Origin of the sequence: Micromonospora avicenniae, assembly GCF_900156065.1 — a bacterium.
GTDB classification, from domain to species: domain Bacteria; phylum Actinomycetota; class Actinomycetes; order Mycobacteriales; family Micromonosporaceae; genus Micromonospora; species Micromonospora avicenniae.
This window is the reverse complement of the sequence record NZ_FTNF01000011.1, coordinates 134,793-157,775: the sequence shown is the minus strand read 5'-3', so window position 1 is coordinate 157,775 and position 22,983 is coordinate 134,793. Positions and strand designations below refer to the sequence as shown.

Here is a 22,983-nt window from a genome sequence, read left to right as displayed (position 1 = left end):
ATCCGCCGAGAGGAAGAGTCAGACCGCATGTCGCGAGTTCTTCTCCACGACCGCAGGATCGTCGTCGACGGTCGTCCGCGCCTGCTCCTCGCCGGGGAGGTGCACTACTTCCGACTGCCCCGGGCGGCGTGGACGGACCGGCTCGACCGGCTCCGCGAGTGCGGTGGCGACACCGTCGCCACCTACGTGCCGTGGCTCTGGCACGAGCTGCCCGACGGCAGCGTGGACCTCACCGGGCGTACCCACGAACAGCGGGACCTCGCCGGTTTCCTGGACCTGGCCCACGAACGCGGCCTGTACGCGGTGGTCCGGCCCGGACCGTTCATCATGGCGGAGGTCAAGAACGAGGGCCTGCCCTACCGGGTGTACGACGAACACCCGCACCTGCTTCCGACCACCTGGGACGGTCGAGCCATCACCACCCGCACCGTCGACTACCTCGCCCCGGAGTTCCTGGCCGCTGCCGAGGGCTGGTACGCAGAGGTGATGCCACTCATCGCCGAACGGCTCGCGGACCACGGCGGTCCGGTGATCGGCGTCCAGCTCGACAACGAGATCGGCATGCTCTCCTGGGTGACCAATTCCCCCGACCTCACCGACGTCGTCTGCGAGGACCTGCGGCGCTGGGCCGTCGACCGGTACGGCAAGGAGACGGCGGCGGAACGCGTCGGCGCCGACCCGGGCGACCCGGACGCGTGGGCGGCGGCGCTGCGCAGCCCGGCCGAGAGCCGGTCGTTGACGCTCCACGACGACCTGGGCCGCTACATGCGCGACAGGTACCGGCGGTACGTGGTCGCGCTGCGCGAGTCCGCCGAACGGCACGGGGTGACCGGAGTGCCCTTCCTGATCAACGTGCACGGCACCGGGGGCGGGCGCGGCCGGACCTTCCCGATCGGCATCAGCCAGCTCTTCGAGGCGTACCGGGGACAGCCGCAGCTCACCTCCGGCTCGGACTACTACCTCGGCGACCTCACCGTCACCAACGTCGCCGACCTGTACGTGAGCAACGCGTTCCTGGCCGCCGTCCACGACGCCCACCAGCCGCCGACGTCGCTGGAGTTCGAGGCCGGCAACGGCGACTACGGACAGGACCTGTCCACGCTCTACCCGCCGGAGGCGATAGAGCTGAAGGCCCGGCTCTGCGTGGCGCAGGGCAACCGCCTGCTCAACCTCTACCTCTTCGCCGGCGGGTACAACCCGCCCCTGGCCGAGCCGGTCGGCGACGGCAACGACCGCATCGCGTTCACCGGGGAACGGCACGGTTTCGCGGCGCCGGTCGACCCCGAGGGGCGACTCAACCCGACCTATGCGGCCGCCCGCCGTGCCCTGCACGCCGTACGCGGGGTCGCCGACCTGCTCGCCGACTCCGACGAGGAGAACGACGGGCTGGCGCTGGGCTTCGTGCCCGACCACTACCTGACCGAGTACCACCACCCGGCCTCGGCGTCGCGTGCCGAGCAGGTCGCCGACCTGGAACGGTTCCGGGGCATGGGTCCACGCGACGTGCTCGCCCGGGCGCTGCTGCTCGCCGGCTACTCGTTCCCGGCTGTCGACCTCCAGTCGCCGCTGCCCGCGGACACTCCGCCGGTGATCGCGCTGGCCAGCGCCGCCACGCTCGGCCGGGAGGTGCAGCAACGACTGGTCGAGCACCTGCACGGCGGCGGTCGCCTGCTACTGCACGGCGTACTGCCGGAGCAGGACCACGACGGCAACCCGTGCACGCTGCTCGCCGACGCGCTCGGGCTGACCGTCACCGGCCGCGTCGACGACGGGCCGCAGTCCTTCCCGTCGGTGGTCGGGCACGGCTGGGCGGCGGGCCGCGCCGAGGCACGGGTCGGATACGCCCAGCGGCTGGCCGGCGACGCCGCGGAACCGGTGCTCACCGAGGTCGCCTCCGGCGAAGCGTGCGCGGTGGAGGTCACCGTCGGTGCCGGCCGCGCCCTGGTGGTCGCCGCCGACGTCCCCTGCGACCTGGACTTCTGGCGTACGGCGGTGGAGCGGCTCGGTGCCCGCCGCCGGCTCGCCCCCGACGCCGACGGGCCCGGGCTGGTGCTCACCTCCACCGTGGACCGGGCCGGGCAGCGGCTGCTGCACCTGGTGAACGTGGCGCCGTCGGCAGTCACCGTCTCACTCGGCTGGCACGGCGCCCCGCTGCTGGGCGGGCGTCGGCTACGGGTGCCCGCCCGCACCGGGATGATCCTGCCGTACGGGGTCCGGGTCGGCGCCGCGACGCTGCTGGAGACGACGTGCGAACTGGTCGGCCGGGACGGGGACACCCTGCTGCTGCGCCCCACCCAGGGTGACGACGAGGTGCTGCTGGCCACCGACCGCCCGGTGACCGCGAGCCGAGGCAGCGTGCACACCGCCGACGGTCGGGTCACCGTACGGCTGCCGGGCGGACCCGACGACGAACCGGTCCGGATCACCCTCGCCTGACCAGCCCCCACCCCACCCCGCGCCCCCGCCACCAGTGCGTCGATCGTGAGGTTGTCGCTGCGACATGCCGGTCAGGCGACAACTTCATGAGCACCAGGGCGGGGCGGGGGCCGGGTGGGGTCAGCCTGCCCGGATCTCGTCGAGGACGCGCTGTTGGAAGGCGCGCGCCTGGGGGCCGCTCGGCGGCGCGCCGCCGAGCCGCGCCGCGATGGAACGTTCGATGACCGGTGTGGCCTCGTCGCCCTCGGCGACCAGCCGCAGTCCGGCGTCGGTCTTGGCCAGCCACCGGCCGTAACGGAAGCGGACCAGGGACCGGCAGGCGCCGAGCACCGCGTCCTCGGCGCCGGCCGCCGGCTCGTCGCCGGGCGGGGTCGGCAGAGCCAGCCACCAGGTGAGCGCGTCGACCAGCAGGCGACGCAGGTCGGCCGGGCTCACGTCGGCGAACACCTCGGCCGCCGGCGAGCCGAGCAGCGGGTAGCCGTGCTGGTGCAGGATGCTGCGGTCCAGCGCGTACCAGAAGTGCCCGTCCGCGACGGGACGGTCCGTCGGGGCGTACGTGGCCCGGAACGGCATCCGCGCCCCGGTGTTCAACTCCACCTCGAACCCGGGCTCAGGGGTGCCGGACGCGGCGACCGCGCGGCGGTACGTGACCAGTTCCAGCCCACGTGCCGGGCAGGGCAGCGCCTCGTGCCGCAGCCCGGCCACCAGGGCGCGCTTGGCCGCCTCGGGCACCGGGTCGGCGCAGAGCAGTGCCACGTCGATGTCGCTGCGGCCGGACTGGTACGCGTCGAGCCCGACCGAGCCGGCGGCGTACGCGCCGACCAGGTTCTCGCCCAGCACCGTGCGGGCCACCGCCACCAGGTCGTCGAGGTAGCGTCGAACGTCTGTGTCCATGCCGGCTATCTGACCTGATCGACAATGATCGACAGGAGCCGGGCGACCCGTGCGGCGTCGCCCCTGCCCGGAGGGTTACTTCACCTTGCGGGTGGACCGGACCACGATGTCGTCGTACTCGTGGTGCCTGGTCAGCCACTTGGCGAGGAACGGGCAGATCGGCACGACGGTGCGCCCCCGGGCGCGCGCGTCGTCCATCACCGCCCGGGCGAGCGTCGAGCCGACACCCTGGCCCTCGAAGGCGGGGTCGACCTCGGTGTGGGTGTAGGCGATGATCGTGCCGGTCAGCTGGTAGGTGACGAGGCCGGCGAGCGCCCCGGTCTCGTCCCGCGCCTCGAAACGGTCACGCTCGGGCACGTCGGTCACGGTGAACTGCATTCCGCCAGTGTCCCAGGCCGCGGTCGGCCGGCGACGGCCGACCGCCGCCGACGCGACCGGCGCCACTGCCGCGCCGGGCCGGTCTCCCGGCGCGGTTCGCGGCCATCCCGCGCGAGATGCGCGGTGAACAGGGGAAAGGCCCAGCGCCGGCACTCTGGTGGCCGAACATGCGGTACTACAACGGCAGGGCTGATGACCTGGTCGCGGAACTGGGACGGCAGCACGGGATGGACCTTCGGCGCCAACGTCCGGAACCCTTCAGGGGCGCTGATCCGGCGGCGCCTCGATCGCCACGTCCACCGGGCCGACCCGCAGGACGCCGTCGGTGAGCGGTGTGCACCGCACGCCGCCCCGGCGGCGCAGCGCCTTCCACGCGCCCGGGCCGATCGCCACATCCATCCACGCGCAGGGATTCGCCGGCCGGTTGACCCGCAGCCGGACCGGGCCGGCGCCGGAATCCAGCACCAGCACCGCACCGACGAGATCGTCCACGGCGATGCCGGCGGTGAGCACGTTGCGACGGACCTGCCGCAGATCGGCGCCGGGGGGCAGCGACTCCGCCGCGATCAGCGTCACGCTCGCCTCCCGGTGCGCGGGACGGCCGAAGTACCGGTCCCCCGCGATGCCGAGGCCGGCCCGGATGTGGACCTCTTCGACCAGTTCGCCCTCCGGCGCGGGAGCCGGGCCGTCGGCGGGCCGGCCGACGTACCGGTGCACGGGCGAGGCCAGCAGTTGCACGATCCGCGGTACCGGCGGGCCCGCCGGCGCGGACATCTCCGTCACGATGCGAACACCTTTCGAAAGGGTCTCCGGGAGCACAGCCGCGAGCTGACCCGGGCCCGGGGCCGGTCGGCCCTCAGGATGCCAGGTCGGTCAGCGCCGCCGCGACCTTGTCCGCCCTGGGCGTGGTGCCGTCGGAGGTCAGGACGACGGCCGGCGCGGCGGCGTAGTCGATCCGTGGCGCGGTGGCGATGCGGCTGACCGGCCCAGCCGCCGCACTAACCACCCTTCACGTGTGGTGCGCGTCGGGCCAGCATGACGACCGCCAGGATCACCACGACGAGCGCGAGCGCCTGCCCCAGGGCCGCCTGGACACCACCCCGGATCGACTCGTCCAGCCAGATCAACCCGACGAGGATGGCCACCAGCGGGTCGGTGACGGTGATCGCGGCCAGGGCCGGCGCGCCCAGCGGCCCGGCCTGGTAGGCGTTCTGGCTGAGCAGCACCCCGAACGGGCCGAGCACGGCGACGGCGTACGCCTGCCACTGGGTGAACACCTGCCAGGGGCTCTCCTGCAGGTGGAACGCCAGGCTGCTGACGAGGCCGGCGGTCACGCCGTAGCAGATGCCCGCGGCAATGGCCAGGGGCATCGGTCTCCAGCGCCGCTCGAGCCGCACCGCGGCCAGCAGACAGAGCCCGATCGCCACCGCCACGGCCACACCGAGCAGCATCGCCGACCAGAACGACTCCAGCCCGCGTCCCTGCCCACGGCCGGGCTCGGCGATCACGAGGAAGGCCGCGAGACCGAACAGGCACAGGGTGGACTCGAGCAGGATCGTCCGGTCGGGCCGGTCGTGTTCGAACGCCGCGAAGAGCAGCACGTACCAGACGAGCCCGGTCACCAGCAGCGGCTGCACCAGGATCAGCGGGATCAGGCTGAGGGCGGCCACCTGGAGGGCGAAGGCCACGATGGCCAGCACCACCGACCAGCGCCAGCTGGGCAGGCGGATCAGGTGGACCAGGAGGCTGGGTCGCCCGGCCGGCTCCTCCGGAACCTGCCGTCCCGCGCGGAACTGCAGCACGCCCGAGGCACCGAAGGCCGCCGCGGCGGCCAGGGCGATGGGCACGCCCGCCAGCATCTCCCCCGTGTCGTTCACCGCACGCCAACCGGGCCGGTCAAGTGTGCCTCCCCTACGGCGGTCGTCAACGTCCCGTCGTCACCGCCCGAGGCCGGGCCCACCCCCGAGAGCCGTGCCCCGGCTCGGGGCCGAGCCCAGCGGTGACCCGGCGCGGGTTCCCGGCGCCGTCGGAGATAAACGGTGTACCTCCCGCCCCGCCGAGCGGTTACCCCCGCAGTGCCAGCATTCGCACTAAGAGTAGGCAAATGGGGATTAAGCTGGTGATCGTTCCAATGGGGTGTTGCCGCGCCTCTCCGCCGCGTACCGCTGGGAGCATCCGACATGTCAGCGACCGGGCGTCTCGCTCCGCTCCGGCCCGCAGTCGTCCGGCCCGGTGTGCCGGTGCGGCTGAGCGTGGCGGGCCAACGCGACCGCGCCGGTGACCGCGAGCACGAACCCCAGGATCGCCACCGGGGTGAAGCCGGGCCGGACCCGGTCACCGAGCAGGAGCCAGCCGGTCACCGCCGGCGCCACCGTCTGCCCGACGATCGACGAGGCCGAGGCGACCGTCACGGAGCCACGCTGAAGCGCTGTCGCATACAGCAGCACACCGGTCAGGCCGGCGAGCACCACGGCGTACGAGGCGGGGTTGGTGACCACGTCGTCGACGCTCGCGACCCGCGCGAGCAGGCGCGCGCCGAGCGCCGCCGACCCGAACGAGAGCCCGGCCAACAGGCCGGGCACCGCGGGACCACACATTCTCGGGCTGCCCAGATAGGCCACGACCGCCAGTACGACCACCAGGGCGAGCAGCCACCACCCGGCGCTGCCGGGAACCGTACCCGGCGGCCCGGCCATCGCGGAGAGCACCAGCAGTACCAGCCCGGCGATCACCCCGGTGATCGCCAGCCAGTCCCGGACGGTCAGGCGCAGACGCAGCACGAACATGGCGATGATCGCCACCATGCCGAGGTTGGCGGCGCCCACCGCCTGCACCGCGAACACCGGCAGGATCCGCAGCGCGGTGAAGGTCAGCAGGGAGGAAGCCCCGTCGAGCACCAGGCCCACCGCGTACGGGCCGTTGCGGACCAGCCGGAGCAGCAGTCGCGGGTCGACGTGCGGGGTGGCGGCCAGCCGGCGGGCGCCGATCGACTGGACGATCGCGGCGGTGGCACTGCACAACGCTGCGATGATCGCCAGCAGGAAGCCCAGAGCCATGTCACGATCCCGGTGTCGACGGCGCCGGACGCGGCCGGCGAAGGTATCTGCGCATACCCGTCTTCGGGCAGGTATCGCATGGCGACTCCGGCGGGTGATCCGTGACCGCCCCGGTCGCGCCGGAGCCGGCCGAGCCGGTCGCCCGGCGCGTACTGATCGTCTCGGCCGACATCGGCGGCGGGCACGACGCCACGGGACGGGCGCTGGAGGAGCGGATCCGGGCGATCTGGCCGGGCAGCCGGGTCGGCTGGGTGGACACCCTCGACGTCATGGGACCCGGGGTGGGTCGCGGCTTCCGGCGCACCTACGTGACGAATGTAGGAGTCACCCCCTGGTTGTACGAATTCTTCTGGGCCTCGCTGTGGCGGCACCACTGGTTCGCCGCCACCGCCAAGTGGTTCACCGGCTCGTGGGCCGGACGCCGGCTGGCCCCGGTCGTCGAGGCCTTCGACCCGGACCTGATCGTCTCCACGTACCCCCTGGGCAGCGCCGGCCTGGCCTGGCTGCGCCGCCGACGCGGGCTCGGCGTTCCGGTGGGCGCGTGGATCTCCGACTTCGCACCCCACCCCTTCTGGGTCTACCCCAACCTCGACCTGAACGTCGTTGTGCATCCGGCCGCGATGCCGGTCGCCGCGGCCGCCGCGACGGGCGCCACGTTGGGGGTCTGCGCGCCACCCGTGCTCGACTCGTTCCGCCCCGGCGACCGGGTGGAGGCCGCACGGCGCTGCGATCTCGACCCGGAACGAGCCGCGGTCCTGGTCGCCTGCGGGTCGTACGGCTTCGGCGCGGTGGAGGAGGCGATCCAGGCGCTGGTCGGCGTCGGCGACCCGATCCAGGTGGTGGCGGTCTGTGGGCGCAACGAACGGTTGGCCGCGCGGCTCGAGGCGCTGGACGTCCCCCCGGGTCGACTGGTGGTGCGCCGCTGGGTCGACGACATGCCGACGTTGTTGCAGGCCGCCCGGCTGCTGGTCACCAACGCCGGCGGCGCCACCGCGCTCGAGGCGCTGGCCACCGGGACGCCGATCGTGATGTACCGGCCGATCGCGGCACACGGCGCCGCCAACGCCGCGCTGATGGCGGCCGCCGGGCTCGCGGAGACCGCCCACACCCCGCAGACCCTCGTCGCCGGGGTCCGCACCCGGTTGCGCCTGCCGCCACGTCCGGTCGAGGTTCCACCCGACGGGCAGCTGCCGGACCTGGGCCTGTCGGCGCTCGCCGGATCACGCGGTCCGGCGGATGGGCCCGGGGGCCGGCTCGTCCCCAGCGCCGCCGAGGAGTACCTGGCCGTCGCGCCCCCGGCCGCCGGCGGCGTCGCTGCCCGCGCCGGGCTGGACGACGGCGGTGCCCGGGGTCGGGACCGCGGGGCGGCACGCGGACGTCGGGCGAGTTGGCCGTTGCGCGCGCAGGACGCGTTCTTCCTGTACGTCCAGACGCCCACCGAACCACAGCAGATCGGGACCGTGCTGGAGCTGGGTCCACGCTCCGAGGGCGTACCCGTCACGCGGGCGCAGCTGACCGCGATGATGGCCCAACGGCTGCCGGGGATCACCACGCTGCGCCGCCGTCCGGTGGACCGTGGCCCGTGGCGCCGCCCCGGCTGGGTGATCGAACGTTTCGTGGATCCGGCCGCGCACCTCGACGAGGTCCACGTGCCACCCGGCGACGACGGCACCGCGGCCATCGACCGATTCTGGTCCGAGCCGTTGCCCCACGACCGGCCGCTCTGGCGCCTGCTGCTGATCAGCGGCCTGCCGGGCGATCGCACGCGGCTCGCCGTCAAACTGCACCACTGCCTCGGCGACGGCGTCTCGGTGATCGCCGTGGTGCGGCGGCTGCTCGACACGGTCGAGACTCCGGCCGCCCGTACCCGTCGGAAGGCACCGCCGTCCCCGCCGCGGGCCGTGACGCCCGAAGAGAGGTCGGCCGGGCTCGCCCATGCCCGGGAGACGGCTCACCGGCTGAGGCGCGTCGCCCGCGGTCTGGTTCGACTCGCCACGCTCGGGTCGACGCCCCGAACTCCGCTCAACCAACGGATCGACACGTCGCGCCGACAACTGGTCAGCGTGAGCCTGCCCGCCGCTGACGTGTTGCGGGCCGCCCGTGCCTGCCGTGCCCATCCGAGCGAGCTCATGCTCGCGCTCGCCGCCGGCGCGCTGAGGTCGGCGCACCCGGATCCGGTGCCGCCGCTGCTGCGGGTGATATTCGCCGTCTCCCGCGACGCACGGCGCCGCGCGCCCACCCAGGGCAACTGGACCGGCGCGGTCAGCCTGGACCTTCCGCTGCGGCCGATGCCGCCGCAGGACCGGGTCGCCGAGGTACGCCGGACGTTGCGCGGCGCGCTGGGCAGCGGCGAGGTGGAGGCGGCGGGGTTGGTGATGCGGGCGTTGGGGGCCCTGCCGGCACCGGCGCACGCGGCGCTGGCGCGACGCTTCTACACCAGCCGCCGCCTCAACGTCGTCGTCTCCTACATGCCCACCTCCTTTCCGATGCGCGTGCTCGCCGACGCTCCGGTGCTGGCCGCGGCTCCCGTCGTCGCCCTCGCCGAGGACGTGCACATCGGCATCGCCGTACTACGCAGCGGCGCCAGCTTCGAGGTCGGAGTGATCCTCAACGCCGCCCTCGCCGACGTCGGGAACGCCATCGTCGCGGCCCTGCGGACCGGTCTCGCCGAGCTGCTCGTCGACACCGACACCGGCGTCCCGGGGGCGGCCGGGCACGACATCCGCGCAACCGGACGGACCGGCGACGCCGCGGCGAACGACGGGGTGCCGGTCGGGGCGGACCAGGGGCGACGGGAGACGCCCCTGGTCGGCGAGACGCCCGGAACGGCGACGAACGGCAGGACCGAGCGGGCGGTCCCGCCCGGAGTGCCGCGATGCGTCTGACCGGCGCGGTGGTGCTGGTCACCGGCGCGTCGTCGGGGATCGGGGCGGCGGTGGTACGCCGGCTCGCCGACGCCGGGAGTCAGGTGGTGGCGGCCGGCCGTGACCCGGATCGACTGGACCGGCTCGCGGCGGAGACCGGCGCCACCACCCTCGTCACCGACCTGAGTCGCCCCCACGCCGGCCGGGAGCTGGCCGAGCGGGCCCTGGCCCGGTACACGCGGGTGGACGTTCTGATCAACAACGCCGGCGTCGGCTGGGCCGGGCCGTTCAACGGGATGGCCGACTCGCTCGCCGACGAACTGCTCGCGGTGAACCTGCGGGCGCCGATGGAGCTGACCCGGGCGCTGCTGCCCGGGATGTGTCACCGTGGCGGTCACCTGGTCTTCGTCGGCTCGATCGCCGGCCGGCTCGGGGTGAACGGGGAGGCGGTCTACGCTGCCACCAAGGCCGGGCTGGACGCGTTCGCGCAGAGCCTGCGCATGGAGCTGGCCGGCCGCCAGGTGGCGGTGAGCACAGTGGTCCCCGGGGTCGTGGACACCCCGTTCTTCGCGCGCCGGGGCCAGCCCTACCGGCGGCGCCGTCCGCGCCCGCTGCCGCCGGACCGGGTCGCGGCCGCCCTCACCGACGCGATCGCCAACGACCGGGCCGAGGTCTACGTGCCGCGTTGGCTGCGCCTGCCGGTCGCCGTACGGGGACTGTTGCCGGCGGTGTACCGCCGGCTCGCGACCCGGTTCGGCTGAGCCGCGGGCGGCCTGTCCCGCCCGCGCCCGGCGACGACCCGGCGGGTTCCCGCCGCGCCCCCGGGCGCGGGCCGGATCAGGTCGTCGAGCGCACCGCCCGGATCGACTGGCGCAGCGAGGACATGGTGGCCAGCACGGCCGTCGGCTCGTACCCGCAGTGCGCCATGCAGTTGGCGCAGCGCGAGTCGCGGCCCCTGCCGTAACTGTCCCAGTCGGTCGACTCCAGCAGCTCCTTGTAGCTGGAGGCGTACCCGTCGGACAGCAGGTAGCACGGCCGCTGCCAGCCCAGCAGCGAGTACGACGGGATGGCCCACGCGGTGCACGGGAAGTCCACCTTCCCCTCCAGGAAGTCCAGGAAGAGGGGCGAGTGGTTGAGCCGCCAGCGGGCTCGGCGGCCACCGGAGAACGCCTTGCGGAACAGCTCCCGGGTCTCCGTTACGCCCAGGAAGTGCTCCTGGTCGGGCGCCTTCTCGTACGCGTACGCCGGGGCGAGCATCATCTCGTCGACCTTCAGGTCGTCGTTGAGGTAGTCGAGCACCTCGATGACGGTCTGCGGTGTGTCGGTGTTGAAGACGGTGGTGTTCGTGGTGACCCGGAAACCACGCCGCTTGGCGTCGCGGACCGCCTCCACCGCGACGTCGAAGACGCCGTCCTTGCAGACCGCCGCGTCGTGCCGTTCGCGCAGGCCGTCGATGTGCACGGTGAACGCGAAGTACGGCGACGGCTCGAACTTGTCGATCTTCTTGGGCAGCAGCATCGCGTTGGTGCAGAGGAAGACGAACTTCTTCCGGCGCACCAGTTCGGCGACCAGCTTGTCGATCTCCGGGTGCATGAGCGGCTCCCCGCCGGCGATGGAGATCATGGGAGCGCCACACTCCTCCACCGCGGCGAGCGCCTGTTCCACAGGCATCCGGCGCTTGAGCAGGCTCGCCGGCTGTTGGATCTTGCCGCAGCCCGCGCACTTCAGGTTGCAGGCGAACAGCGGCTCCAGTTCCAACAGCAACGGGAAATGCTTGCGCCCGCGTATCTTCTGTCCGGCCAGGTACCGCGCGATACGCAGACTCTGACGCAACGGCATACTCATGGCTGGCGTACCTCCTTCGGCAGGGTGAAAACCACGTCCTCCACGGCTGCGGTGTGTTCGCTCACCTCCTTGGCGCCGAGCGCGGTGAGCGCGGCGACGACCTCGTCGACCAGCCCGGGCGGGGCGGACGCGCCGGCCGTGATGCCGACCGTCCGTGCGCCGGAGAGCCAACGCAGGTCGATGTCGCTCACGCCGTCGATCAGGTGGGCCCGGGCGCCGGCCCGTTCGGCGACCTCCACCAGCCGGCGGGAGTTCGAGGAGTTCGTCGAGCCGATGACCAGGACCAGGTCGGCTCGCGCGGCGACGGCGGTGATGGCCCGTTGCCGGTTCGTGGTGGCGTAGCAGATGTCGTCCGAACCCGGGCCGACCAGCGCCGGGAAGCGCAGCCGCAGCGTGTCGAGGATGTCCGCCGCCTCGTCCACCGCGAGGGTGGTCTGGACCAGGTAGGAGACCCGTTCCGGGTCGTCGACCTGCACCGTCTCGGCGGCGGCCGGGTCGGGCACCAGGCGGATCCGGTCGGGCGCCTCCCCCAGGGTGCCGTCGGTCTCCTCGTGTCCGGGGTGCCCGATCAGCAGTACGGTGTCGCCCCGGCCGGCGAACCGGCGCGCCTCGGCGTGCACCTTGGTCACCAGTGGGCACGTCGCGTCGATGACCGGCAGCCGCCGGTCGGCGGCCTCCTCCCGCACGGCGGGAGCCACGCCGTGCGCGGAGAAGACGGTGAGCGCACCGTCGGGGACCTCGTCGAGCTCGTCGACGAAGACGGCGCCCTGGGCCCGCAGGTCCGCCACCACCCGCGCGTTGTGCACGATCTGCTTCCGGACGTAGACGGGTGGGCCGTGCCGTCGCAACGCCTCCTCCACCACGGCGATCGCCCGCTCCACGCCGGCGCAGAACGACCGGGGCGAAGCGAGCAGCAGCTGCTGCACGCTGCCGGCCGCCGCGGCCCACTCGGTGAGCGCGTCGGCCACCACCGGCAGCACCCGGAGCGCCGCCCGGACCCGGCGAAGCGTCGCCGGGCGGTAGAGCGAGCCGGCCGCGGTGTCGGCGACCACCCGCACGCAGGCCGTCGGACGGCCGGCGCAGCCGGCGAGCAGCCACGCCGACTCCAGGTCGGCGACGAGCGCGCCGGACCCGGCCAGCCGGTCCCGGGCCGCGCCGTCGACCATCCGGTCGGTGCTGACCGCCGGCCCGACGTGCACCCGCAGTCCGCGGCGACGCAGCGCGGCCGCGAGCAGGTCGGCGTCCGGCATCCGGACCTCGCCGGGTGGGGCGTCGGGGGCCAGCGGGTCGGCCCGTACCACGTCGGCCACCACGACGTCGCCGGTGGCCAGGCCCGCCGCGAGTCCGCCGCCGATGCCGGCCACCGCGACCGGGGCGGTCCCGGCGGGACGGTGGGCGGCGACGGATCGGGCGCGGCGCGGCCCGATGCCGGTACGGCAGAGCGTGAGCCGACCGAACGGATCGGGTTCGCCAAGCCCGCGCCGCAGCGCCGACAGCTCCGGGCGCATGGGCGCGTAGAGCGTCCATGCCGGAGCGTCCGGGACGCTGGGGCGGATCACCGTGTCACCGTTGCCTCGAGCTCGCCGGCGCGGGCGTTCAGGATCCGGCCGAGCGCGCTGATCGGGAAGACCAGCCGGTAGAGCCCGTAGTTGATGTAGAAGTCGCCGGGGAAGCCAGTGCCGGTGAACTGCGGCTCGTCCCAGCCACCGTCCGGGCGTTGGGTCTCGACCAGCCAGCGCACCGCCCGCAGAGCCGGCTCGCCCGTGCCGTGACCGGCCGCGTGCAGCGCCAGCAGCGCCCAGGCGGTCTGCGACGCGGTGGACTCACCCCGGCCGATCCAGGACGGGTCCCGGTAGGAGCGCAGATCCTCCCCCCAGCCGCCGTCGGCGTTCTGGTGCGTCAGCAGCCAGTCGACGGCCCGGCTGATCGCCGGGTGGCGACGGGGGACGCCCGCGGCCACCAGGGCGGGCACCACCGCGCCGGTTCCGTACACGTGGTTGGCGCCCCAGCGGCCGAACCACGACCCGTCCGGCTCCTGGGCGCGCAACAACCAGTGCACGCCGCGGCGTACCGGCATGGTGCCGGCGTAGTTCTCGGCGACGAGCGCCTCGACGACGTGCGCGGTGACGTCCGCGCTGGGCGGATCGATGACCTCACCGAAGTCGCAGAACGGCAGGTCGGCGACGATGGCCCGGGTGTTGTCGGCGTCGAACGCGGCCCAGCCGCCGTCGCGGCACTGCATGCCGAGCATCCATCGGGTGCCGCGCAGCACCGCCGCCTCGGCCGGGACGCTGGTGCGCCGCAACGCCATGATCACTTCGGCGGTGTCGTCGGTGTCGGCGTACCCGTCGTTGTCGAACTCGAAGGCCCAGCCGCCGGGCGGCGTGTGCGGTCGGCGCACCGCCCAGTCACCGCGTACCCGGACCTCCTCGTCCAGCAGCCACCGGCCGGCCCGTTCCAGCGCGGGGTGCCCGGCCGGCAGACCGGCGTCGCTGAGCGCCGTCACGGCGAGCGCGGTGTCCCACACCGGCGACTGGCACGCCTCCAGCCAGCGCACCGTCCCGTCCGGGGTCTGGGCACGGACCGTGAAGCGTTCCAGACCGTCCAACCCGGCGCGCAGGACCGGGTGGTCCAGCGGATAGCCGAGCAGGTGCAACGCCATCACCGAGTAGACCCAGGGCGGCTGGATGCCACCCCACGAGCCGTCGGCCTCCTGGCGGGCCACGACCCACTCGGCGGCGCGGCGCAGGGCGTGCCGGCGCACCGGCCCGCGGGCGATCCGCTCGTAGGAGCCGGCGAGACGGTCGAGGCGGTGCAGCAGCCCGGGGCGGGAGGCGAGCCGGGGCGGCCGCGGCGGTGGGGCCGCGGTACGCAGCTCGTCGACGCCGAAGCCGAGCGAACGCACCGGACGGAGCGCTCGGACGATGGACAGCGGAACGATCGTCTGCCGTGCCCAGCAGGCGAAGTCGTAGACGTTGAACGGTACCCACGACGGCAGCAGCACCAGCTCCGGTGGGACGGCCGGCAGTCGCGACCATGGCCAGTGACCGAACAGGGCCAGCCAGAAGCGGGTGAAGACGCGGCTGGCCGCCAGGCCGCCGTGTGCCCGGACGAACGCGGCGGCGGCCGACATGTGTTCCGCTTCGACCGTGTCGCCCGCCAGGCGCAGAGCCACGTACGCCTCGATGGTCGTGGACAGGTCGCCCGGACCGCCGTGGAAGGTCGCCCAGGAGCCGTCGGGGCGCTGCTGGGAGCGGATCCAGCGGGCGGTCTCCTCGGTCTGTTCGGCGGTACGGATGCCGAGGAACTGCCGCAGCATCAGGTCCTCGGCGTCCATCGTGACGTTGGTGGCGAGTTCGCCCTTCCACCAGCCCGCCTCGTCCTGCAGACCGAGCAGGTGTTCCCGGGCGCGGCGCAGCGCCTCCCGCGCACCGTCGAGCGGGTCGGGGCCGGCGCGGCGCTTCGCGTCGTGGGTGGTGGTCTTCGCAGACAGCAACTCGGTCATCAGTGGTCCCGTCCGGTGATGAAGTCGGCCACGTCGGTGAATTCGGCTCGTACGTCCTCCGGCAGTTTCAGGGCGTCCAGTTCGGTCCGGGCCGCCTCGATCTCCTGCCACGCCCGCTGCTGCGTCCACTCGCGGGCGCCGGTCGCCTCGATCAGCTCGGTCGCCCGGGCGACGTCCTCGTCGGTGAGCGTCGTCGGCGAGCCGTACAGGTCGGCGAGGGCCAGCCCGGCGGGGCCACCGCTGGCCAACGCGCGCACTACCGGGACGCTGCGCTTGCGGGCGCGCAGGTCCGAACCGACCGGCTTGCCGGTGCGCCGCGGGTCGCCCCAGATGCCGAGCACGTCGTCCACGAGCTGGAAGGCGAGGCCGAGGTGGAACCCGAACCGGGACAGCCCGTCGACCAGTCCGGGTGGGCCGCCGCAGAGCAGCGCCCCGAGCGCGCACGACCCGGCCAGCAGCGACGCCGTCTTGTCGCCGACCATCGTCAGGCACTCGTCGAGACCGACGTCGTCGCGCCGTTCGAAGCTGAGGTCGGCCATCTGTCCGGCGATCAGGGCGCGTACGTCCTCGGCGAGCCGCCGTGCCGCCGGTTCACCTCCGGCGACCTCGATGAGCGCCTCGTACGCCAGCCCGATCAGCGCGTCCCCGGCGAGGATGGCCGGGCCGACGCCGAACACGGTCCACGCGGTGGGGCGGTGCCGGCGTTCGGTGTCGCCGTCCATCACGTCGTCGTGCAGCAGCGAGAAGTTGTGCGCGAGCTCGACCGCCGCGGCCGCCGGCACGCCCGCCTCCGGGGCGGCCCCGGTGGCCCGCGCGGACAGCAGCGCCAGCGCCGGACGCAAACCCTTGCCCTGGCTGGCCGCCGGCGACCCGTCGGCGTCCCAGTAGCCGAGCTGGTAGCCGGCCACCAGCCGGCTGCCCGGGTCCAGGCGGTCGAGCAGAGCTCGGATGGCCGGCTCCACGTACGTCTGGATCTGGTCGGTACTGCGGCTGCGTACAACGGTCATCGTGCGGCCTCCGTGTGGTGTCGAGGCCGGGACACGAGCTGTCGGGCGAGGATGTCGGCGGCCGCCTCGCCGCTGCGCACCGCGCCTTCCATCGTGTCCGGCCATCCGGTGTCGGTCCATGCCCCCGCGAGCACCAGTCCGGGCAGGCGCGTGCCCGCCGCGGGCCGGTACCGGCGGGTGCCGGGGTTCTGCCGGAAGGTGGCTCGCGGTTCCCGGGTGACGAACGCGTCGAGTACCGGGGTGCGCCGCGCGGCGGGGAGGAGCTCGGCGAGCGCATCGCGCTGGGTTGCCACCAGCTCGGCGGCGGGGCGGTCGATCTCGGCGTCGGCGGCCGAGAGCGAGACCACCAGGTGCTGTTCCGTGCCGGCGTCCGGGGCCGACCGGTCGAAGATCCACTGTGCCGGTGACTCCACGGCCGCGGCCATGGTCAGCCGGGTGACGCGGTGGGCGTAGCGCAGGTGCACGTTGACGATCGGCGCGGCACCGAGGCGGGCCCACTCGGCGGCGGCCGGCGCGGCGGCCGGCGGGACCAGCGCGGATGCGACCTGGTGCGGCACCGCGAGCACGACGCCCTCGGCGGCCAGTTCACCGCCGTCCACGCCGACGCGGAACCCGGTCGGCTCCGGGTGGATCCACCGCACCCGGGACCGCAGGCGTACCCGCGCGCCGAGTCGTTCGAGGACCCGCCGGGCCGCGACGGAGTGCAACTCGGTGAGCGGCACCAGGGGACGGCCGATGTCGCCGGCGTCGGCGGTCTCCAGCAGGCCGGTGCGGAAGACCCGGGCGGCCAGCGCCAGGGATGCATGCGTGCTGGGCACGTTCAGGGCGGCCACGGTGATCAGGTCCCAGAGCCGGCGCACCAGGCGCGGCTTCTGGCCGTGGGCGGCGAGCCAGTCGCCGAAGCTCTGCTCGTCGGTGACCGGCGAGTCGGGGTCGACGCGGCGCAGCGCGGCACAGGCCCGCACGGCGGCGAGCCGTTCGGCGGGGTTGAGCAGGCGATAGCCCGCCAGCGCGGGCAGCAGGTGGGCCGGGGCGGGCAGCGGGCGCCGGGTCAGCAGGTGTGGCGCGTGCCCCGGTAGCAGCACCGGCACCTCGAACCGGCGTTGCAGCTGGGTTCCGGCGGTGGTGCCGAGGCGTTCCAGCAGCCCCCGGTAGGCGTGGTAGCAACGCAGGAAGACGTGCTGCCCGGTGTCGACGGTCAGACCGCCGCGACGGAACGAGTAGGTGGCGCCGCCGAGTTCGGCGCGGCTCTCGAGCAGCGTCACCGGCAGGCCGAGGTCGGCGAGGCGGATCGCCGCGGTGATCCCGGCCAGCCCGCCACCGACGACACACACCCCGCCGCTCTCCGGCGGCGTCGTGAGCGGCCCGGTCATGCGGTGCGCCCGACGAGAGCACGTGCTGCCACCCAGGCCTTCTCCCGGCCGCGCAGCGACACCCGGGTACGCGCGACCGCCAGCGGGTCGGCGGCGATCCGGGCGAGCAGGCGACGGTAGATGCCGGCCATGGCCGCGGTGCAGGCGGCGCTGCGCCGGTCGAGCAGCGGCAGCAGCCGCAGGCCGTCGTCGTACCACTGGGCGGCCCGGGCCGCCTCGAAACGCACCAGCTCCGTCAGCCGCTCGGGCGGGTCGGTGAACCCGGTGCCGCCAAGCTCCAGGGTGCAGCCGAACCGTCGCAGGTCCTCGGCGGGCAGGTAGATCCGTCCGTCGGCGCGGTCCTCGACCAGGTCACGCAAGATGTTGGTCAACTGCAGGGCCACGCCGAGCGCGTCTGCCAGCCGGGCGGCCGGTCCGGGGTCGGCGACACCGAACACGCCGAGGGAGAGCCGGCCGATCGAGCCGGCCACGCAACGGCAGTACCAGACCAGGCCGTCGAAGGTGTCGTACCGGCGGCCGACGACGTCGGCCACGCACCCGTCGATCAGCTCGTCGAAGGCGGCGAGCGGGATCGGCATGCGGGTGGCGGCGTGCCCGAGCGCGGTGAGCACCGGGTCGCCACCCCGGTCCGTGGGCAGCCGGCGCAGCGCGGCGCGGGTCTCCGCCAGCTGGAAGAGCTTCTCGTCGCGCGGCAGGTCGCCGTCGCCGATGTCGTCGATGCGCCGGGCGATGGCGTAGATGGCGGACAGGGCGCGCCGCTTCGCTGTGGGCAGCAGCCGGATGCCGTACGCGAAGTTGGCTGCCTGGCTGCGGGTGATGTCCTCGCAGTGACGGTAGGCGGCCTCGACGGCGGGAGTCGTCGCGGTCATCCGGCGCTCCGTACGGTGGCGGCCAGCCAGCGCCGCAGCGCCCGCCGGCGATCGGGACGCACGGCGCCACGCAGTGGATCGTGGTCGGCCGCCGCGAGCGCGTCGAGGGTGGCCCGTCCCCCGGCCACGTAGCCGCCGACGGCGAGGCGCGCCCAGCCGTGCAGCGCGGACACCAGCGGAGCGCCGGCGTCGAGCCAGGCGCGGGCCCGCTCCGCCTCGAAGGCGATCAGCTCGCGCAGTGGCCGGCTCGCGGCCGGCCGGGCCAGGTCGTCCTCGGTGACGCCGAACCTGTCCATGTCCTCCCCCGGCAGGTAGATGCGGCCGCGCCGGTGGTCCTCGGCGACGTCCTGAAGGTGCTCGACGATCTGCAGGGCGGTGCAGATCCGGTCGGAAAGTTCCCGCCGGGCTGGACCGACCTGCCCGAACACGTGTAGCACCAGCTCGCCGACGGGGTTGGCGGAGAGAGTGCAGTACTGCACGAGCTGCGCGAACGTCGCGTAGCGGGTGACCCGCTGGTCGACCCGGTTCGCCTCGACGAGCCGGATCAGCGCCTCGATGGGCAGTCGGCACCCGGTGATGGTGGGTGCGAGGGCGCGTACCACCGGGTGGCTGACCGCGCGGCCGGTGGCCAGGGCGCGCAGCTCGGCCTCGATCCGGTCCAGTTCGGCCGTCCGGTCCACGCCGGGCGCCTGCGGTTCGTCGCCGAGGTCGTCGACGTGGCGGGCGTACCCGTACACGGCGAGCAGGTGGCGGCGGTACCGGTCCGGCAGCACCCGCAGCGCGACCGGGAAGTTCTCCTCCGTCCGGGCCTGGGCGAGCCGGTGCACTGCGGGCACGACGATCTGCTGGCTCATCCCTGGTCTCCTTCCTCTGGGGCGGGGGTCGGGCGGTGGCGCGTCATCCGTGCAGCGCGGTGAGTGATGCCTGCGCCCGGTCCCGCACCCGCCTGTCGAGACCGGCGGGAATGGTCGAGACCTGGTGCAGGACCGCGGCGCAGATACCGGGCGGGTCCAGGCCGTGCTCGGCGAGCAGACCGGCCCGCTCACCGTGCGGGATGAACGACGTCGGCAGGCCGAGCGACCGCACCGGGGCGTCGACGGCCGCGTCGGCGAGGGCCAGCGCGAGGGCGCTGCCGATGCCACCGTCGCGTACGCCGTCCTCGACGGTGACGACCAGCGCGTATTCGTCGGCGAGGGCGGTCAGCGCCGGATTCACCGGGCGGACCCAGCGCGGGTCCACCACCGTGCACTCGACGCCCGCCTCGGCGAGCAGGTCTGCGGCGCGCAGCGCGGGCGCGGCCATGGCCCCGACGGCGACCAGCAGGACCGGCGCGGCGGTCGCGGTGCGCAGCACGTCGACCCCGCCGCTGCGGTAGAGCGTGGGGATCTCGTCGCCGACGCCGGCCTTGGGGAAGCGCAGCACGGTCGGTCCGTCCTCGTGGGCAACCGCCTCGCGCAACTCCTCGCGGAGCGTCGCCTCGTCCCGGGGTGCGGCCACCCGCAGTCCCGGTACGGCGCCGAGCAGTGCGAGGTCCCACATGCCGTGGTGGCTGGGCCCGTCCGGGCCGGTGATGCCGGCCCGGTCCAGCACCAGGGTGACCGGCAGGCGGTGCAGGGCCACGTCGAGCAGGACCTGGTCGACGGCCCGGTTGAGGAACGTGGCGTAGACCGCCACGACGGGGTGCTTGCCCCCGAAGGCGAGTCCGGCGGCCGAGGTGACGGCGTGCTGCTCGGCGATGCCGACGTCGACGGTCCGGTCGGGGTAGCGCTCGCCGAAGGCGGCCAGTCCGGTGGGGCCGAGCATCGCCGCGGAGACCGCCACGAGGTCGGGGCGGCCCTCGCCGATGGCCACGAGCTCGTCGGAGAGGGCGTCGGTCCAGGTGCGGTTCGGGCTACTGGCCGGCCGGCCGGTGAGCGGGTCGACCACGCCCACGGCGTGCAACCGGTCGGCGACGTCGGTCTCGCTGGGCTGGTGCCCGTACCCCTTCTGGGTGACGCAGTGGACCACCACGGATCGGTCGGCGGCCCGGGCCTTCTGCAGCGCCGCCTCGACCTGGTGCACGTCGTGGCCGTCGATCGGGCCGAGGTAGGCCAGGCCCAGCGCCTCGAACAGCCCCGGCCCGGCGTCGCCGCCATGGCGCCCGGCGAGGTGGTCGGCGAGGCCCCCCACGGTCGGGGCGTAGGAGCGGCCGTTGTCGTTGAGCACGACCACCACGCGGCCCGGTGACGTGGCGAGGTTGTTCAGCGCCTCCCAGGCGAGGCCGCCGGTGAGGGCGCCGTCACCGATGACCGCCACCACCGCACGGTCGGTCCGGTCGAGCGCGTAGGCACGGGCGAGTCCTTCGGCGTACGAGAGGGCGGTCGAGGCGTGCGAGTTCTCCACCAGGTCGTGCGGCGACTCGGCACGCCGGGGATAGCCGGAGAGGCCGCCGCGACCGCGCAGCGCCGCGAAGCGGTCCCGCCTGCCGGTGAGCAGCTTGTGGACGTACGCCTGGTGTCCGGTGTCGAAGATGATCCGGTCGTGCGGTGAGCGGAAGACCCGGTGCAGGGCGAGGGTCAGCTCGACCACGCCGAGGTTGGGTCCGAGGTGCCCGCCCCGCCGGCAGACCGCGTCCACGAGGAACGCCCGGATCTCGGTGGCGAGCAGCCCGAGCTGGTCGCCGGTGAGCCGGTCGAGGTCTGCGGGCTCGTTGACATCGTCAAGCAGGGACATCATCTCTCCGTCCGGGCACGCGACTCCGCGGCGACACCGTCTGGCGCACCGGCCGACGGGGTGGCCGTCGGCGTGGGTCGTGCTGCGACGCTCGTCCACCGCGTCTGACGGTTGCGGTGGCCCGCGCCGCGGGTGCTGCGGGTAGGGCCAGGGACAACGGGCCGCTTGGAACCTGCGCAAAATCACCTTAACCCTACGGATCTGACCTACCGCCTGAAATCGGTTCGAATACCTCGACCAAGCGGGGCGACGCAGGGGGGTTGGGGCGGCCGGCTCAGCCTTCGAGGGCGCGCGTGACCACCGTGAGGTCCTCGTCGCCGAGACCCCGGTCCACCAACTGTTGCCACTCGACACCGAGGCGCTCGGCCACGGTGAACCGGCTCGCGTCGGGCACGCCGTCCAGCGCGAGCCGTACATCCTTGAGCGCGAGCCGGAGCGGGTACTGCGGCGAGTAGTCGTCCCGGCCGATCCGCTCCAGCTTCTCGGCGGCCCACGGGGCGACGATGGGGCTGCCGCGAAACGCGTCGAGCACCGCGGACCGGTCCAGCCCGAGCGCCCGGCCGAGGGCGAGCGACTCGGCGATGCCCTCGTTGAGGAACGCGAGCAGCAGGTTGTTGACCAGCTTCATCCGCGAACCGGCGCCGACCGGGCCGGCCCAGACGGTACGCTGCCCCACCGCCTCGAAGACCGGGGCGATCCGTTCCCGCGCCTCCTCGGGGCCGGAGGCGAGCACGGCCAGCTTCCCCTGCTCGGCCGGGCCCAGGCTGCCCGCCACCGGCGCGTCCAGCAGGACCACCCCGGGACGTTGCTCCGACACCAGTCTGGCGATCCGTTCGGTGCCCGCGACTCCGATGGTGCTCATCTGCGCCCAGATCGCGCCGTCCGGCATCGCCGCGAGCATGCCCTGGTCGGTGGCGATGGAGTACACGGCGTCCGCGTCCGTGACCATGGTGATCACGACGTCCGCCGCACGCACCGCGTCGGGCACAGCATCGGCGACCTGGGCGCCCTGCTCACCGAGTCGGCGGGCCGGCTCGGGACTACGGTTCCAGACCATGGTGGGCAGGCCGGCCTGGAGAATCCTGGCGGCCATCCGCCGACCCATGCCGCCCAGCCCGACTACCGCCACTCGCTGCGCCTGTGCCATACCGCACCCCTCCCCCGGCAGCGTACGGTCACCGGCCTGCGGTGATGGCGGGAATGAGCAGGGTACGTCCTCCTCGTCGAGCAGACCTGCGGACCCCGGATCGGCGACCCGTCGAGTGCCCGGCGGCCGGGATTTCGCCGACCTGATCGGCGTCGACCGTCACCGTGGTGAGCGCCCCCCGCCGCTCGCCGGGCCTTCGGCGACCCCGGCCCCGCTCAACAGCGCGGGCAGCTCGCCGAGGTCGCTGAGGACCGGGCCGTCCCAGCTCGGATCGGTGTCCCGGTGCTCGACGGTCCGCAGCACCCACATGCCCACCGCGGCCGCGCCGGCCAACTCGCCGTCCGCGCCGTCACCGACGAAGACGCACGTCTCGGGCGGTACACCCAACCGGGCGGCCGCGGCGTGGTAGCTCTCGGGATCAGGTTTGGCGAACCCGACGGCGCAGGAGAAGACCGTGACGTCGAAGCGCGGAGCCAACCTGCTCTCCACCCAGGCCGCCGCGGTCTCGGCGGCGGCGTTGCTGAGCAGCGCCAGCGGGTGTCCGTCGGCGCGTAGCTTGTCGAGCACGGTGAGGGTGGCCATCGAGGCCCGGCCCAGCGACCGGATCGCGAACGCTCGACGCAGCGCCGCCGCTCGCGTCACCTGCGCGTCGGTCGGACGGTGGCCGAGGCGCCCGGCGAGGGTCTCGATCGTCTGCTCGACGTCCCAGCCGATCAGCCGCTCCCGCCAACTGCTGTGGTAGGCCGCCACCAGATCCTGCTGTGGTATCCCGAGCTCGACGGCCATCTCGCCGATCACCCGGTCACGCTCGCCGTCGGCGCCGTCGAGCAGGGTGTGGAAGAGGTCGAAGATCACCGGACGCTGCACCCGGCAATGGTACGGGCGCTCGGCAGCGCG

Annotated in this window: 19 protein-coding genes and 1 pseudogene; 3 read left to right on the top strand and 17 right to left on the bottom strand. The window is 73.9% G+C overall.

Going from position 1 to position 22,983, the window contains the following annotated elements; translation table 11 throughout:
* Positions 1-27 precede the first annotated feature (27 nt).
* Complete coding sequence (locus BXA10_RS18360; protein WP_076471612.1) at positions 28-2,436, top strand: beta-galactosidase; 2,409 nt, start codon at positions 28-30, stop codon at positions 2,434-2,436.
* A 120-nt stretch (positions 2,437-2,556) separates the two neighbouring features.
* Here the strand turns inward: BXA10_RS18360 and BXA10_RS18355 are convergent, their stop codons facing one another.
* The 6 genes from BXA10_RS18355 to BXA10_RS18335 form a co-directional block, all read right to left on the bottom strand.
* Positions 2,557-3,330, bottom strand: a complete 774-nt coding sequence (locus BXA10_RS18355; protein ID WP_076471611.1) for a nucleotidyltransferase — start codon at positions 3,328-3,330, stop codon at positions 2,557-2,559.
* 75 nt (positions 3,331-3,405) lie between these two features.
* Entirely contained in the window at positions 3,406-3,708 is a 303-nt protein-coding gene (locus BXA10_RS18350; protein WP_076471678.1) for a GNAT family N-acetyltransferase, read from the bottom strand.
* A gap of 258 nt (positions 3,709-3,966) precedes the next feature.
* Complete coding sequence (locus BXA10_RS18345) at positions 3,967-4,482, bottom strand: molybdenum cofactor biosysynthesis protein (RefSeq protein ID WP_076471610.1); 516 nt, start codon at positions 4,480-4,482, stop codon at positions 3,967-3,969.
* A gap of 82 nt (positions 4,483-4,564) precedes the next feature.
* A complete protein-coding gene (locus BXA10_RS31545) occupies positions 4,565-4,714 on the bottom strand; it encodes a hypothetical protein (protein WP_175649238.1) in 150 nt (49 codons plus the stop codon).
* On the bottom strand, positions 4,707-5,585 hold the full coding sequence (locus BXA10_RS18340) for a DMT family transporter (RefSeq protein WP_076471609.1): 879 nt from the start codon (positions 5,583-5,585) through the stop codon (positions 4,707-4,709). The genes BXA10_RS31545 and BXA10_RS18340 overlap by 8 nt, the downstream gene beginning before the upstream one ends.
* A gap of 306 nt (positions 5,586-5,891) precedes the next feature.
* Positions 5,892-6,764, bottom strand: coding sequence for a DMT family protein (locus tag BXA10_RS18335; RefSeq protein ID WP_076471608.1), 873 nt, complete (start codon positions 6,762-6,764; stop codon positions 5,892-5,894).
* Positions 6,765-6,865: 101 nt separating this feature from the next.
* Here BXA10_RS18335 and BXA10_RS18330 point away from each other — a divergent pair, with 101 nt between their 5' ends.
* A complete protein-coding gene (locus tag BXA10_RS18330) occupies positions 6,866-9,649 on the top strand; it encodes a wax ester/triacylglycerol synthase domain-containing protein (RefSeq protein WP_076471607.1) in 2,784 nt (927 codons plus the stop codon).
* Positions 9,640-10,389 carry an SDR family NAD(P)-dependent oxidoreductase gene (locus BXA10_RS18325; RefSeq protein ID WP_076471606.1) on the top strand — a complete coding sequence of 250 codons (750 nt, stop codon included), beginning with the start codon at positions 9,640-9,642 and terminating at the stop codon, positions 10,387-10,389. The genes BXA10_RS18330 and BXA10_RS18325 overlap by 10 nt, the downstream gene beginning before the upstream one ends.
* 76 nt (positions 10,390-10,465) lie before the next feature.
* Here BXA10_RS18325 and hpnH read toward each other — a convergent pair whose 3' ends face one another.
* The 11 genes and pseudogenes from hpnH to BXA10_RS18275 all read right to left on the bottom strand — a co-directional run bounded on the left by hpnH (position 10,466) and on the right by BXA10_RS18275 (position 22,953).
* On the bottom strand, positions 10,466-11,473 hold the full coding sequence (gene hpnH, locus BXA10_RS18320; protein WP_076471605.1) for an adenosyl-hopene transferase HpnH: 1,008 nt from the start codon (positions 11,471-11,473) through the stop codon (positions 10,466-10,468).
* On the bottom strand, positions 11,470-12,441 hold the full coding sequence (ispH, locus tag BXA10_RS32205; RefSeq protein WP_245828308.1) for a 4-hydroxy-3-methylbut-2-enyl diphosphate reductase: 972 nt from the start codon (positions 12,439-12,441) through the stop codon (positions 11,470-11,472). The genes hpnH and ispH overlap by 4 nt, the downstream gene beginning before the upstream one ends.
* A 42-nt stretch (positions 12,442-12,483) precedes the next feature.
* Positions 12,484-12,981, bottom strand: a pseudogene (locus BXA10_RS32200) (phosphorylase family protein); the annotation flags it as partial.
* A gap of 47 nt (positions 12,982-13,028) precedes the next feature.
* A complete protein-coding gene (shc, locus tag BXA10_RS18310; protein WP_076471603.1) occupies positions 13,029-14,978 on the bottom strand; it encodes a squalene--hopene cyclase in 1,950 nt (649 codons plus the stop codon).
* Positions 14,978-15,985, bottom strand: a complete 1,008-nt coding sequence (locus BXA10_RS18305) for a polyprenyl synthetase family protein (RefSeq protein WP_076471602.1) — start codon at positions 15,983-15,985, stop codon at positions 14,978-14,980. The genes shc and BXA10_RS18305 overlap by 1 nt, the downstream gene beginning before the upstream one ends.
* Positions 15,982-17,358, bottom strand: coding sequence for a hydroxysqualene dehydroxylase HpnE (hpnE, locus tag BXA10_RS18300; protein ID WP_076471601.1), 1,377 nt, complete (start codon positions 17,356-17,358; stop codon positions 15,982-15,984). Before hpnE ends, BXA10_RS18305 begins: the two co-directional genes overlap by 4 nt.
* Positions 17,355-18,227: a presqualene diphosphate synthase HpnD gene (hpnD, locus tag BXA10_RS18295; protein ID WP_076471600.1), complete on the bottom strand. Its 873-nt coding sequence runs from the start codon at positions 18,225-18,227 to the stop codon at positions 17,355-17,357. The genes hpnE and hpnD overlap by 4 nt, the downstream gene beginning before the upstream one ends.
* Positions 18,224-19,081 (bottom strand): squalene synthase HpnC, encoded by an 858-nt coding sequence (gene hpnC, locus BXA10_RS18290; RefSeq protein WP_076471599.1) that lies wholly within the window; start codon positions 19,079-19,081, stop codon positions 18,224-18,226. The genes hpnD and hpnC overlap by 4 nt, the downstream gene beginning before the upstream one ends.
* Positions 19,082-19,124: 43 nt before the next feature.
* Complete coding sequence (locus BXA10_RS18285) at positions 19,125-20,939, bottom strand: 1-deoxy-D-xylulose-5-phosphate synthase (protein ID WP_084752996.1); 1,815 nt, start codon at positions 20,937-20,939, stop codon at positions 19,125-19,127.
* A 274-nt stretch (positions 20,940-21,213) separates the two neighbouring features.
* On the bottom strand, positions 21,214-22,086 hold the full coding sequence (locus BXA10_RS18280; RefSeq protein ID WP_076471597.1) for an NAD(P)-dependent oxidoreductase: 873 nt from the start codon (positions 22,084-22,086) through the stop codon (positions 21,214-21,216).
* A 159-nt stretch (positions 22,087-22,245) separates the two neighbouring features.
* A complete protein-coding gene (locus tag BXA10_RS18275; protein WP_076471596.1) occupies positions 22,246-22,953 on the bottom strand; it encodes an HAD family hydrolase in 708 nt (235 codons plus the stop codon).
* Positions 22,954-22,983 lie beyond the last annotated feature (30 nt).